This window comes from Bradyrhizobium australafricanum (genome assembly GCF_020329495.1).
Taxonomy (GTDB): Bacteria; Pseudomonadota; Alphaproteobacteria; order Rhizobiales; family Xanthobacteraceae; genus Bradyrhizobium; species Bradyrhizobium australafricanum.
Genome location: NZ_JAGKJL010000023.1, coordinates 16,542 through 30,068 on the forward strand (window position 1 = coordinate 16,542; position 13,527 = coordinate 30,068).

Consider the following 13,527-nt stretch of genomic DNA (forward strand, 5'->3'; position numbering starts at 1 on the left):
TTTGGCCGTGCAGGCTTAACAAAACGCTATATTTGCGCACTGCGCATCCGGGGCCGAGGCCTCTAAAATGCCGTGATGCAAATCCTGGAATACGACCTCGTGGCTTTCCCCGTCACCAACGCACGCATCCTCTGCGTCGAGGACGATGCCGATATCGCGCGCATGCTGGCCGAGGTGCTTGAGGACAACGGCTTCAGGCCGGTGCTGGTCGGCTCGGCCGTGGAGATGGATGCGCTGCTCAAGCGCGAGAGCTTTGATCTCGTCGTACTCGACGTGATGCTGCCGGGCGAGGATGGGCTGAGCATCTGCCGGCGCCTGCGCATGTCGTCTTCGATTCCGATCATCATGGTCACCGCGCGCGGCGAGGACATCGACCGCATCCTCGGCCTCGAGCTCGGTGCCGATGACTACGTCACCAAGCCGTTCAATTCGCGCGAACTGGTCGCCCGCATCCGGGCGCTGCTGCGCCGCGTCGAGAGCGGCGCCTCGTCGCGGTCACGGCCGCGTCCGCTGACCTTTGCCGGATGGCGCATCAACCCCACCACCCGTGAGCTGCATGACCCCGCGGGCGTCCGGATCACGCTGACCAGTGCCGAGTTCGATCTGCTGCTGGCGTTCTGCCGCAATCCTGGGCAGGTGCTGTCACGCGAGCAATTGATCGAGCAGGCCTTCGGCGGCCTGATCGCATCGGTCGAGCGCAGCGTCGACGTTCATATCAGCCGCATCAGGCAGAAGATCGAGCCGGATCCCAAGGACCGCTCGATGATCAAGACGGTGCGGCTCGGCGGCTACGTGTTCACGCCCGAGGTCGAGCAGATCTGATGGGATGGGCGCAGCGGCTGATGCCGCGCAGCGTCGCTGCGCAACTCATGAGCCTCGTCGCGCTCTCGGAATTGATCGGCATCACGCTCGCGGCGGTGACCATCATCTATCTGTTCGATTCTCCCTCGATCACCGACACGCAGAAGTTTCTGGCCGGGCGGGTCGCGGAGCTCACGCAGCTTGTGCGTTCCACGAAGACGCCGGCAGACGCGGATGAACTGCTGGCCGCAGCCAGGCGCGGCGGTCTCGACGTCAGGCGCGTCGCCTTGGGCGAACTGGTGCCTCGAACAGCCGCAGAGACGCGGTCGTTTTCCATGCGAGCGTTCCGGCAACTCGCTGCCGAGCCCGGAATTGAATTGATGGAGGATCTGCGCCATCCCGCAGGCTCGTCGTCACAGGTGATCGTGAGACTCGACGATGGCCACGCGCTGATGGCCGACGTTGCGGTCAAAGGCGGTCTTTGGTCCACTTTGCTCCGCCCGCTGGCCGGGGGGACGATCATCGTGCTGATCTCGATGCTGCTGCTGTCGGTCTACGCGGTGCGTTGGGTGATCGCGCCGCTGGCCGACGTCGCGCGTGCCGCGACCTCGTTCGGCCGCTCGCCGCGGGCTCCCGAGGTGCTGCGCCGGCGCGGTCCGCTCGAAATCGCCCAGGTCGCCGACGCGTTGAACGACATGCGCACGCGTATCGCAGCGCTGCTCGACGACCGCACCCGCATGCTCGCCGCCATCAGTCATGACCTGCGGACACCGCTGACCCGGCTCAGGCTGCGTACCGAGCGCGTCGGCGACGACACCCTGCGCCCGGCGATGCTGGGCGATATCGCCAAGATGACGCGCATGATCAACGAGACCCTGGAGTATCTGCGCGAGGATGCCCGCTCGGAGGCGGCGTCGTTCATCGACCTGCCGAGCTTCCTGCAGACCATCTGTTCGGACTTCGCCGACATGGGCCACGCGGTATCCTATGCCGGGCCGGCGCGTCTGCCTTATGCCTGCCGGCCCCGCGCGCTGTCGCGCGCCGTCACCAATATCGTGGAGAATGCGGTCAAGCACGGCAGCAAGGTCGCGGTGACGCTTCGCCCCATGGAGGCCGGCCACATCGAGATCGAGGTGGCCGACGACGGTCCGGGCATTCCGCCGGCGCTGCACGACAAGGTATTCGAGCCCTTCTTCAAGGCCGACAGCGCCCGGCAGGAGGGGGGCTTCGGGCTGGGGCTGTCGATCGCGCAGGATATCGCCAAGCGCCATGGCGGCAGCATCGCGTTGAGGCTGCGGGAGCCGAGCGGACTGCTCGTATCGATGCTGCTGCCGCCAAAACCCGGCCTGGCCTAGAGGAGGCGAGACGAACGACGCTGATCGCGCCAGGACCCCAGGGGATCGCGGGGCGCCGGCTAAGCCCTTGATTTGGAGAGACCAATGCCCGATCTGCCCGAACCGGGCGGGAGCCGGACCCGACCCCGCCGATCTTGACGTTTGGCCGGTCTCGCAGTAGATACCCGGCACTCGCAGCCGGCCCGCTTAGATGGCGGATATCCGGCGCGGCCTAATTCCCCGAACATTCGAGCTCGTTTATCGGCTCAACCTTCCAAACGAGGGCTGGGTCCGCAAGGTCGGCTGTTCGGATTCCTTGAAACGTTGCAATCGTCCGGAGACGGACGCGGATCTCACGATGGCTTTCAGCCCGTTCAAATTCCTGCAGGAAGTGCGCTCGGAGACCGCCAAGGTCACCTGGCCGACGCGCCGCGAGACGACCATCACCACCATCATGGTGTTCGTGATGGTGGCGCTGGCCTCGGTCTTCTTCTTCGCCGCAGATCAGATCATCCGCTATCTGATTACCCTGATACTGGGCATCCACTGATGAGCATGGGAACTCAATTGATGGACAAGCGCTGGTACATCGTCCACGCCTATTCGAACTTCGAGAAGAAGGTTCAGGAATCGATCCGCGAGCAGGCCAAGCAGCGTGGGCTGGAAGAACTGTTCGAGCAGATTCTAGTGCCGACCGAGAAGGTCACAGAGGTGCGCCGCGGCCGCAAGATCGACGCCGAGCGCAAGTTCTTCCCGGGCTATGTGCTGGTGAAGATGAAGCTGACCGACGAGGCGTTCCATCTGATCAAGAACACCCCGAAGGTGACCGGCTTCCTCGGCGCGGAAAACAAGCCGATGCCGATCTCGGAAGCGGAGGCGATGCGGATCCTGCACCAGGTGCAGGAGGGCGTGGAGCGTCCGAAGGCGTCGGTGTCGTTCGAGATCGGGGAGAACGTACGCGTGGCCGACGGCCCGTTCGCTTCGTTCTCCGGCGTGGTGGAAGAAATCGACGAGGCGCGCTCGCGCGTCAAGGTCGCGGTGTCGATCTTCGGCCGCGCGACGCCCGTGGAACTGGAATTCGGTCAGGTCGAAAAGGTGGTCTGACCGGACGGCGCGGGGTATATGCCTCGCATCAAGTCGAGAGGCCGTGGGAGGGAGGAGGCGGTCGCCAGCCCCTTCAACCGAACCACGGAACCTGAAACCGCCGGCCCGTCCGGCACAACAGGAGTGATAAATGGCAAAGAAAGTGACCGGATACCTGAAGCTTCAGGTCCCGGCCGGTGCGGCGAATCCTTCGCCCCCGATCGGCCCCGCGCTTGGTCAGCGCGGCCTCAACATCATGGAGTTCTGCAAGGCGTTCAACGCGCAGACCCAGAAGGAAGAGAAGAACACCCCGATCCCGGTGATCATCACCATCTATGCGGACCGGTCCTTCACCTTCGAGATGAAGACCCCTCCGATGTCCTACTTCCTCAAGCAGGCCGCCAAGATCCAGTCCGGATCGAAGGCGCCGGGCCGTGACAAGGCCGGCCAGGTGACCAAGGCGCAAGTGCGCGAGATCGCCGAGAAGAAGATGAAGGACTTGAATTGCGACACCATCGAATCGGCCATGAAGATGGTCGAGGGCTCTGCCCGTTCGATGGGTCTGGAAGTTGCGGGGTAACGGGCCATGTCAATCGGAAAGCGTTTGAAGAAGGCCCGCGAGGGCGTCGATCGCGAGAAGCTCTATCCGCTCGCGGATGCCATCAAGATGGTCAAGGAGCGCGCCAAGTCGAAGTTCGACGAGACGATCGAGATCGCGATCAATCTCGGCGTCGACCCGCGCCACGCCGACCAGATGGTCCGCGGCGTCGTCAACCTGCCGAACGGAACCGGCCGCACGCTGCGCGTCGGCGTGTTCGCGCGCGGCGCCAAGGCTGAGGAAGCCAAGGCCGCCGGTGCCGACGTCGTCGGTGCCGAAGACCTGGTCGAGAAGGTGCAGGGCGGGGCGATCGATTTCGATCGTTGTATCGCCACGCCCGACATGATGCCCCTGGTCGGCCGCCTCGGTAAGGTGCTCGGTCCGCGCGGCATGATGCCGAACCCGAAGATCGGCACCGTGACCATGGACGTCACCAACGCCGTGAAGGGTGCCAAGGGCGGCTCGGTCGAGTTCCGCGTCGAGAAGGCGGGCATCGTGCAGGCCGGCATCGGCAAGGCCTCGTTCTCCGAGGACAAGCTGGTCGAGAACGTCAAGGCGCTCGCGGACGCGGTCTCCAAGGCGAAGCCGGCGGGCTCCAAGGGCACCTACATCCAGCGCGTGGCGGTTTCCTCCACCATGGGCCCGGGCGTGAAGGTCGAGCCGGGCACGATCCTCGGCTGAGGTCTCTGGCCGTGACGAGATAAAGAGGGGCGGGACCGGGCGACCGGTTCCGCCCTTTGTTTTGCCAAAGCGTTTTCGAGCGAAGTGGCTACCGGTTCGCGTGAAGAAAACGCGCCAAGACAAGATCTGAAGCCTCTCGCAAGAAAGAATAACAATGCCCGATAAGGTCCTGGTCTATTCACGCTTTCCCAAGGCCCAGCTGATCCGCTTCGGCGAGCGCTATGAGCTGCTAGACGCGGCGGGCAAGCGATTGGATGAAGCGTTCCCGGCGGCCGAGCTCGCCGATATCCGCGCCATGATCACCGCGGGCGGCACGGCGCTCGGCACGGAGGCCATGGACATGCTGCCGAAGCTCGGCGCAATCGTCTGCTACGGCACCGGTTATGACGGCGTCGATCTCGCCGCGGCCGCCAAGCGCGGCATCGCGGTCGGCCACAGCCCGGGGGCCAATGCGGCCTCCGTTGCCGACACGGCGGTGACCTTGATGCTGGCGTCGGTGCGGCGGCTGCTGGTGGCTGACAATTACGTGCGGAGCGGCGACTGGGCCGGTGCAAAGCCGTCGCCGATGATGCGGCCGCAGGCCGGCATGCGCGGCCGCAAGGTCGGCGTCTACGGCATGGGCGAGATCGGCCGCAAGATCGCCGCCCGCGTCGCCGCCTTCGAGACCGAGGTCGGCTATTTCAGCCGCTCGAAGCACGACGTGCCCTATCAATACTTTCCGACGCTGGAGGCGCTCGCCGATTGGTGCAGCGTGCTGCTGATCGCCGTCCGCGCCGGCGCCGAGACCGAGCATGCTGTCAATGCCGACATCCTGCGCCGGCTCGGCAGCGACGGGTTCATCGTCAACATCGCGCGCGGCTCGGTCATCGACGAGAAGGCGCTGGTCGCAGCGTTGACCGACGGCGTGATCGCTGGTGCCGGCCTCGACGTGTTCGCGAGGGAGCCGCATGCGCCCGATGCGCTGACCGCGTTGCCGAACGTGGTGCTGTCGCCGCATCTCGGCGGCCACACGCTGGAATCGCACGTCGCCATGCAGGATTGCGTGCTGGCCAATCTCGACGCGTTCTTTGCCGGCAAGCCGCTCGCCTATCCGGTGGCGACGGCGTCCTGACCGGAGCTTCAGCTCCGGCGCGGCGCGTGGCGCAGCTTGTCCGGGTTGCGGACGATGTAGATCGCCGCGATCCGGCCGGTCTCGCCGTCGATCGCCATGCTCAGCGTGTGGTCGACTTCGCCATCGAGGAAGATCAGCGCGCCCGCGCTGCCATTGACCATCATCGGTTCGACGCGAACCTCGCTGCCGGCGTTCTTGCCGGCGATGCCGATGATGAAGCGGACGATCTTCTCTGCCCCCTTGATCGGCTTCAGCGCCGCCAGCTTGCGGCCGCCGCCGTCGGTGATCGCGATGGCATCCTCGCGCAGCAGGTTGGCGAGGGCGGAGACGTCGCCGCTGGCCGCGGCCTTGCAGAATGCCGTCAGCAGCCGTGCATGGCCTTCGGGCGGCTCGACGGGAACAGGGCGGTTGTCGCGGACCGATCGGCGGGCGCGCGCGGCGAGCTGCCGGCAGGCCGACTCGCTGCGCTCGAGGGTGCGGGCGACTTCCGCGAATGGCCGGTCGAACACGTCGTGCAGCAGGAACGCGGCGCGCTCGAGCGGCGTCAGGGCGTCGAGCGCCAGCATCAGCGCAAAGGAGAGATCGTCGGCGAGCTCGGTTGCCGCCTCGGCCGACAGCGCCTCGTCGAACACCGGCTCGGGCAACCAGGCGCCGACATAGAGCTCGCGCTGGGCGCGGGCGCTCTTCAGCCGGTCAAGACAAAGCCGGGTCACCACGGTGACGAGGAACGCCTCGGGATTGCGAACGTCGTCAGCCGCGGCGAACCGCAGCCACGCGTCCTGGACCACATCGTCGGCATCGCCGCGGCTGCCGAGCATGCGATAGGCAAGCCCGGTCAGCCGCGCCCGATACGGCGCGAGCGGGTCGCGCTCAGGCAGCCTGCTTGATGACATCGATCTGATGGCCGGCCACGGTCACGCGGCGACACTCCCTGGCATATCCCAGCGCCAGCTTCATCATGGGGAAGATGCGGCCGATTTGTAGGGCCATGGCGAGGTCGATCACGCCTTTTTCGCCCCAGCGCGCGCGAACGGCGTCGCGGCAGGCGTCATCGTCGGTCGAGCGCTGCACGATGGCGTCGGCGAAGTGGAAGCCGAGCGCGGTGTCCGCGGTCATGGCGGCAACGTCACGACGGAGCACGGCGGTGACCTGTTGTTCCGCCATTCCGGCTCCGATCGCCATGTCGACGACCAGTTGCGCACAGGGACCGCAATCTTCCGCCAGCGCGCCGGTGAGCTTGGCGGCATAGAAGGCCTCAACCGGCGCGACCGCGCGGTAGGCGGCGGCCTTCATCGCGCCGGCGAATTTGAAGAACGCGGCGGGGGATTCCTTCAGCATGATCTCGAGATAGGTGGTGTCGTAGCCGTAGCGCCGGGAATAGGCGCGCAGCATGCGGCGCGCGATGAAGCTACGCATGTCGTTCTCCTTGATTTGGCAGGGCGGAATAGAGGGCGAGCGCCGCGGGCAGGACGACCGCCACCAGATCGGATGCGGCATGGCGGTCGTGGCCGCCGGCGATCATCACGAGATGCAGCAGGCCGTGGCCGGCCAGGAACGCGGCGCCCGCGACCGCTGCCGGCCACCAGGCCGGCCACAAGGCTCGCGCGGCCAGGCCGAGCCCGGCCGCGATGAAGGCAATGCCGACGTCCTGGACCAAATGAGGGTTGAACGGACCGGTATCGGCGGCGCCGGGCACCAGCGACCACCAGAGGGAACCGGCCGACAGCATCACCAGCCCATTGGCGAGGTTGAAGAGGGCGAGAATTCCTGCAATCCATCGTTTCATGCGAGCCTCCAGCGCCCAGACGAGCGACGGCATTGGAGCGTGACGCCTCGGGGAAGAAATTTTTCGCTGGGCCGGGCCGGTCGCCGAATTGGTCTGAAATTTGCTCTTGGCAAGCAGAACAGGACCGGCTACATAGCGCCTTCCGGGCGTGCTGGCACTTGCTGGCATGTCCGTGCTCGCAATCCGAAAACCTGAGATGATAGGAGATCATTCCTTTCCGCATGCCCGCAAGGATGCTCGAAAGGAAGGAGAACCATCGCCTTCAGAGGAATGAGAGCAGGGGCCTTCAGCGTGCTGAAGTGCCTCGATCCTGTCCAAGACTGCAGGCGCCCGCGAGAACTTCGTGTTTTCAACGGCTTAATCGCATGGCCTGCATAGACGGGTGAAGACCGGATTTTGCCCTCCACGTCGCGATCAGTTCGCGGCCGGGAGGCTGGTTTGGTTCGAACCTCGACAGCCCATGGCCGCAAGGCTCTGGGAGGGCAGGCTTCTAGATGTCGTCTTGCCCGGCATGTCCGAAGGGTCTTGCGCCCCAAGGATCAGGTTTAGGGCGGGACGATGGGTGCAACCCGGCGGCCCTGCCTTCGCGGAAAGGCCGCCAACCGGAAAGAGCTTGCTGTGGAACGAGCGGCAAAAAAAGAGTCGGTCGAACAACTTAACGAGGTCTTCAAGACCACGTCGGTTGCGATCGTTGCTCACTATTCCGGCCTCACCGTGGCCCAGATGCAGAAGCTGCGCATGCAGATGAAGCAGGCGGGCGCGTCGGTGAAGGTCTCGAAGAACCGTCTCGCCAAAATTGCTCTTGAAGGCACTGACGTCGCTGCCATCGGCTCCCTGCTGAAGGGACCGACCGTGATCGCTACTTCGAACGATCCGGTTGCGGCGCCAAAGGTTGCCATCGAATTCGCCAAGGCGAACGAGAAGTTCGTCATCCTCGGCGGCTCGATGGGTAAAACCGTCCTGAATGTCGACAGCGTGAAGGCGCTTGCCTCACTGCCGTCGCTCGACGAACTGCGCGGCAAGATCGTTGGCCTCCTCGTGGCGCCGGCGACCAAGCTTGCTCAGCTCTCCAACGCGCCCGCGGCCAAGCTCGCACGCGTCATTCAGGCTCATGCCTCAAAGGGCGAAGCGGCCTGACCCTTCGCTAATCTCAAACCTGGTTCGAACCAAACGTCTAAGGAACTGAACAATGGCTGACTTGCAGAAAATCGTCGACGACCTCTCGAGCCTCACCGTGCTCGAAGCGGCCGAACTCGCCAAGCTCCTCGAAGAAAAGTGGGGCGTGTCCGCCGCTGCCGCCGTTGCGGTTGCTGGCCCGGCTGCTGGTGGTGGCGGTGCCGCTGCTCCGGCTGAAGAGAAGACTGACTTCACCGTCGTGCTGGCTGGGGCCGGCGACAAGAAGATCGAAGTCATCAAGGAAGTCCGCGCCATCACCGGCTTGGGCCTGAAGGAAGCCAAGGACCTCGTCGAAGGCGCTCCGAAGCCCGTCAAGGAAGGCGTCAACAAGGAAGAGGCCGACAAGATCAAGGCCCAGCTCGAGAAGGCTGGCGCCAAGGTCGAGCTCAAGTAATGCGCGATCCGGGAGCGCCGCAGGGCGCTCCCGGGCCATGCAAACGGCGTGCGACAGGTTGTCGCGTGGCGCGCCGGACACAAAAAAGTGTGGGGATCCGTGGACTTAACCCTCGAATCTCCTTTATTGCCATCCCATATCGGGTTGGCAGCGGAAAAACACGGTAGGCGGCGGGGACGGCAGGGTCCTCGGCGGAAGCCGTTGGGAGACAGTCAGATTTCGGGCTTTTTCAGTCCGTAAAGCGGAGCGTTTGGACGAGCGGGTGCAGTGATGCGCCCCGCGCGTTGTTTTGCGTTTTGGAGGTGGTCGGGGCCGGGACGGGGATTTAATTCCTGACTTTGCGCTTCGTTCCTTCGAGACGATTCGAAATTCAACCCGGGGCCGATGGCAGTCGCTCCCGGAAGGTTCGCCCCACAAAGGCGACGAAAATGAGAGGCCACGATGGCGCAGCAGACATTCACCGGTCGCAAACGCGTACGCAAGTTTTTCGGTCACATCAAGGAAGTCGCCGAGATGCCGAACCTCATCGAGGTTCAAAAGGCGTCCTATGACCAGTTCCTGATGGTCGACGAGCCGACCGGCGGTCGGCTCGACGAGGGCCTGCAGGCGGTGTTCCGCTCGGTGTTCCCGATCTCGGATTTCTCCGGCACTTCGATGCTCGAATTCGTCCGCTACGAGTTCGAACAGCCGAAATATGACGTCGACGAGTGCCGCCAGCGCGGCATGACCTTCGCTGCGCCGCTCAAGGTGACGCTGCGCCTCATCGTGTTCGATATCGACGAGGAAACCGGCGCCAAGTCGGTGAAGGACATCAAGGAGCAGGACGTCTACATGGGCGATATCCCGCTCATGACGATGAACGGCACCTTCGTCGTCAACGGCACCGAGCGCGTCATCGTCTCGCAGATGCACCGTTCGCCGGGCGTGTTCTTCGACCACGACAAGGGCAAGACCCATTCGTCCGGCAAGCTGCTGTTTGCCGCGCGCGTAATTCCGTATCGCGGTTCCTGGCTCGACATCGAGTTCGACGCCAAGGACATCGTGTTCGCGCGCATCGACCGCCGCCGCAAGCTGCCTGTGACCTCGCTGATGTACGCGCTCGGTCTCGACGGCGAGCAGATCCTGTCGACCTTCTACAAGAAGATCACCTACAAGCGGACCAAGGACGGATGGCGCGTGCCGTTCGATGCCAACCGCTTCCGCGGCTATTCGACCGTCAACGACCTGATCGACGCCGACACCGGCAAGGTGGTGCTCGAGGCCGGCAAGAAGCTGACCGTGCGCCAGGCGCGCCAGCTTCAGGAGAAGGGCCTGAAGGCGCTGCGCATGTCGGACGAGGAACTCGTCGGCAACTATCTCGCCGAGGATCTCGTCAACCCGAAGACCGGTGAGATCTACGCCGAAGCCGGCGAGGAGATCACCGAGAAGTCGCTCAAGGTGCTGAACGAGCAGGGCTACAAGGACCTGCCGCTGCTCGACATCGACCACGTCAATGTCGGCGCCTACATCCGCAACACGCTGTCTGCCGACAAGAACATGACGCGCGAGGACGCGCTGTTCGACATCTACCGCGTGATGCGTCCGGGCGAGCCGCCGACGCTGGATTCGGCGCAGGCGATGTTCCAGTCGCTGTTCTTCGACGCCGAGCGCTACGACCTCTCCGCGGTCGGCCGCGTCAAGATGAACATGCGCCTCGAGCTCGATGCGCCCGATACCCATCGCACGCTGCGCAAGGAAGACATCCTGGCGGTCATCAAGACGCTGGTCGACCTGCGCGACGGCAAGGGCGAGATCGACGACATCGACCACCTCGGCAACCGCCGGGTGCGCTCGGTCGGCGAGCTCATGGAGAACCAGTACCGGATCGGCCTGCTCCGCATGGAGCGTGCGATCAAGGAGCGCATGTCGAGCGTCGATATCGACACCGTGATGCCGCAGGACCTGATCAACGCCAAGCCCGCGGCTGCCGCGGTGCGCGAGTTCTTCGGCTCCTCGCAGCTGTCGCAGTTCATGGACCAGACCAACCCGCTGTCGGAAATCACCCACAAGCGGCGCCTGTCGGCGCTTGGCCCGGGCGGTCTGACCCGCGAGCGTGCCGGCTTCGAAGTCCGCGACGTGCATCCGACGCATTACGGCCGCATCTGCCCGATCGAGACGCCGGAAGGTCCGAACATCGGCCTGATCAACTCGCTGGCGACGTTCGCGCGCGTCAACAAGTACGGCTTCGTCGAGACGCCCTATCGCAAGATCAAGGACGGCCGGGTCACCGACGAGGTGATCTATCTGTCGGCGATGGAAGAGGGCCGCTACCGCGTCGCGCAGGCCAACGTGCCGCTCGATGCCAAGGGCCGCTTCACCGACGACCTCGTGGTCTGCCGTCACGCTGGCGAAGTGCTGCCGGTGACGCCGGACAAGGTCGACTACATGGACGTGTCGCCGAAGCAGCTGGTTTCGGTCGCCGCGGCGCTGATCCCGTTCCTCGAGAACGACGACGCCAACCGCGCGCTGATGGGCTCGAACATGCAGCGCCAGGCGGTGCCGCTGGTTCGCGCCGAGGCGCCGTTCGTCGGCACCGGCATGGAAGGCGTGGTCGCCCGTGACTCGGGCGCGGCGATTGCCGCGCGCCGCTCGGGCGTGATCGACCAGATCGACGCCACCCGCGTCGTGATCCGCGCCACCGAGGATCTCGATCCGACCAAGTCGGGCGTCGATATCTACCGGCTGATGAAGTACCAGCGCTCCAACCAGTCGACCTGCATCAACCAGCGTCCGCTGGTGAAGGTCGGCGACATCGTCAAGAAGGGCGACATCATCGCCGACGGTCCGTCGACCGATCTCGGCGAGCTCGCGCTCGGCCGCAACGTGCTGGTCGCGTTCATGCCGTGGAACGGCTACAACTTCGAAGACTCGATCCTGCTCTCCGAGCGGATCGTGAAGGACGACGTCTTCACCTCGATTCACATCGAGGAGTTCGAGGTGATGGCCCGCGACACCAAGCTCGGTCCTGAGGAAATCACCCGCGACATTCCGAACGTCTCGGAAGAAGCGCTGAAGAACCTCGACGAAGCCGGTATCGTCTACATCGGTGCGGAAGTCCGCGCCGGCGACATCCTGGTCGGCAAGATCACGCCGAAGGGCGAGAGCCCGATGACGCCGGAAGAGAAGCTGCTGCGCGCCATCTTCGGCGAGAAGGCCTCCGACGTCCGCGACACCTCGCTGCGCGTGCCCCCGGGCGTGCAGGGCACCATCGTGGAAGTCCGCGTGTTCAACCGCCACGGCGTCGACAAGGACGAGCGTGCGCTGGCGATCGAGCGCGAGGAGATCGAGCGTCTCGCCAAGGACCGCGACGACGAGCAGGCGATTCTGGACCGCAACGTCTACAACCGCCTCGCCGAGCTGCTGGAGAACCGCCAGGGCATCGCCGGCCCGAAGGGCTTCAAGAAGGACACCAAGATCACCCGCGCGGTGCTCGACGAGTATCCGAAGTCGCAGTGGTGGCTGTTCGCCTCGCCGAACGACAAGCTGATGGCCGAGATCGAGGCCATGCGGAAGCAGTACGACGAGTCGAAGAAGGGCCTCGAGCAGCGCTTCCTCGACAAGGTCGAGAAGCTGCAGCGTGGCGACGAGCTGCCGCCCGGCGTGATGAAGATGGTCAAGGTCTTCGTCGCGGTGAAGCGCAAGATCCAGCCCGGCGACAAGATGGCCGGCCGTCACGGCAACAAGGGTGTGGTATCGAAGATCGTTCCGATCGAGGACATGCCGTTCCTCGAGGACGGAACGCACGCCGACATCGTGCTCAATCCGCTCGGCGTGCCGTCGCGCATGAACGTCGGTCAGATCCTTGAGACCCATCTCGGTTGGGCCTGCGCCGGCCTCGGCAAGCGCATCGGGCAGACCATCGACGCCTATTATCACAAGCAGGATCTCAAGCCGCTGCGCGAGACCCTGAAGAAGATCTACGGCGAGGATGAAACCATCAAGTCGCTGAACGACAACGAGCTGGTCGAACTCGGCCGCAATCTGAGCCACGGCGTGCCGATCGCAACGCCGGTGTTCGACGGCGCCAAGGAAGCCGACATCGAGGAGATGCTGAAGCTCGCGGGCTTCGACGCCTCCGGCCAGTCGACCGTTTATGACGGCCGTACCGGCGATCAGTTCGATCGTAAGGTGACGATGGGCTACATCTACATGCTCAAGCTGCACCATCTCGTGGACGACAAGATCCACGCGCGCTCGATCGGTCCGTACTCGCTCGTCACCCAGCAGCCGCTGGGCGGCAAGGCGCAGTTCGGCGGCCAGCGCTTCGGCGAAATGGAGGTCTGGGCGCTGGAAGCCTACGGCGCCGCCTACACGCTGCAGGAGATGCTGACCGTGAAGTCGGATGACGTCGCCGGCCGTACCAAGGTGTACGAGGCGATCGTGCGCGGCGACGACACCTTCGAGGCCGGTATTCCGGAATCGTTCAACGTGCTGGTCAAGGAAATGCGCTCGCTCGGCCTCAACGTCGACCTGCACAATTCCAAGGTGGGACCGGCGTCGACGTCGGAAGCGGCCGAGTAACGC

The 13,527-nt window shown here is 64.6% G+C and carries 13 protein-coding genes; 10 read left to right on the forward strand and 3 right to left on the reverse strand.

What is annotated here, in order from left to right; all coding sequences use genetic code 11:
• Positions 1 to 75: 75 nt before the first annotated feature.
• The 7 genes from J6525_RS21190 to J6525_RS21220 all read left to right on the forward strand — a co-directional run bounded on the left by J6525_RS21190 (position 76) and on the right by J6525_RS21220 (position 5,608).
• A complete protein-coding gene (locus J6525_RS21190; RefSeq protein ID WP_225646155.1) occupies positions 76 to 822 on the forward strand; it encodes a response regulator in 747 nt (248 codons plus the stop codon).
• 71 nt (positions 823 to 893) lie between these two features.
• Positions 894 to 2,156, forward strand: a complete 1,263-nt coding sequence (locus J6525_RS21195; protein ID WP_225646156.1) for an ATP-binding protein — start codon at positions 894 to 896, stop codon at positions 2,154 to 2,156.
• 337 nt (positions 2,157 to 2,493) lie between these two features.
• Positions 2,494 to 2,685 carry a preprotein translocase subunit SecE gene (gene secE / locus J6525_RS21200; RefSeq protein ID WP_028335448.1) on the forward strand — a complete coding sequence of 64 codons (192 nt, stop codon included), beginning with the start codon at positions 2,494 to 2,496 and terminating at the stop codon, positions 2,683 to 2,685.
• Between the two features lie 20 nt (positions 2,686 to 2,705).
• Positions 2,706 to 3,239 carry a transcription termination/antitermination protein NusG gene (gene nusG / locus J6525_RS21205; protein WP_021081670.1) on the forward strand — a complete coding sequence of 178 codons (534 nt, stop codon included), beginning with the start codon at positions 2,706 to 2,708 and terminating at the stop codon, positions 3,237 to 3,239.
• Positions 3,240 to 3,369: 130 nt separating this feature from the next.
• Positions 3,370 to 3,798: a 50S ribosomal protein L11 gene (rplK, locus tag J6525_RS21210; RefSeq protein WP_016840552.1), complete on the forward strand. Its 429-nt coding sequence runs from the start codon at positions 3,370 to 3,372 to the stop codon at positions 3,796 to 3,798.
• A 6-nt stretch (positions 3,799 to 3,804) separates the two neighbouring features.
• Entirely contained in the window at positions 3,805 to 4,497 is a 693-nt protein-coding gene (rplA, locus tag J6525_RS21215) for a 50S ribosomal protein L1 (protein WP_018272150.1), read from the forward strand.
• A 154-nt stretch (positions 4,498 to 4,651) separates the two neighbouring features.
• Complete coding sequence (locus J6525_RS21220) at positions 4,652 to 5,608, forward strand: 2-hydroxyacid dehydrogenase (RefSeq protein WP_225646157.1); 957 nt, start codon at positions 4,652 to 4,654, stop codon at positions 5,606 to 5,608.
• An 8-nt stretch (positions 5,609 to 5,616) separates the two neighbouring features.
• Here J6525_RS21220 and sigJ read toward each other — a convergent pair whose 3' ends face one another.
• Genes sigJ through J6525_RS21235 form a run of 3 tightly spaced genes read right to left on the reverse strand, consistent with a single transcriptional unit; the run spans position 5,617 to position 7,394 of the window.
• Entirely contained in the window at positions 5,617 to 6,501 is an 885-nt protein-coding gene (sigJ, locus tag J6525_RS21225) for an RNA polymerase sigma factor SigJ (protein ID WP_092082410.1), read from the reverse strand.
• Positions 6,479 to 7,024, reverse strand: a complete 546-nt coding sequence (locus J6525_RS21230) for a hypothetical protein (protein WP_063790155.1) — start codon at positions 7,022 to 7,024, stop codon at positions 6,479 to 6,481. The genes sigJ and J6525_RS21230 overlap by 23 nt, the downstream gene beginning before the upstream one ends.
• Positions 7,017 to 7,394 carry a hypothetical protein gene (locus tag J6525_RS21235; protein ID WP_225646158.1) on the reverse strand — a complete coding sequence of 126 codons (378 nt, stop codon included), beginning with the start codon at positions 7,392 to 7,394 and terminating at the stop codon, positions 7,017 to 7,019. Before J6525_RS21235 ends, J6525_RS21230 begins: the two co-directional genes overlap by 8 nt.
• Positions 7,395 to 8,012: 618 nt before the next feature.
• On the opposite strand from J6525_RS21235, the gene rplJ reads away from it, so the two are divergent.
• The 3 genes from rplJ to rpoB all read left to right on the forward strand — a co-directional run bounded on the left by rplJ (position 8,013) and on the right by rpoB (position 13,524).
• Complete coding sequence (gene rplJ / locus J6525_RS21240) at positions 8,013 to 8,531, forward strand: 50S ribosomal protein L10 (RefSeq protein WP_028335452.1); 519 nt, start codon at positions 8,013 to 8,015, stop codon at positions 8,529 to 8,531.
• Between the two features lie 52 nt (positions 8,532 to 8,583).
• Positions 8,584 to 8,964, forward strand: coding sequence for a 50S ribosomal protein L7/L12 (gene rplL, locus J6525_RS21245; RefSeq protein ID WP_028335453.1), 381 nt, complete (start codon positions 8,584 to 8,586; stop codon positions 8,962 to 8,964).
• A 441-nt stretch (positions 8,965 to 9,405) separates the two neighbouring features.
• The gene (rpoB, locus tag J6525_RS21250; protein ID WP_057019553.1) at positions 9,406 to 13,524 is read left to right on the forward strand and encodes a DNA-directed RNA polymerase subunit beta; all 4,119 of its coding nucleotides are present in this window, start codon (positions 9,406 to 9,408) and stop codon (positions 13,522 to 13,524) included.
• The last annotated feature ends 3 nt before the right edge of the window (positions 13,525 to 13,527 follow it).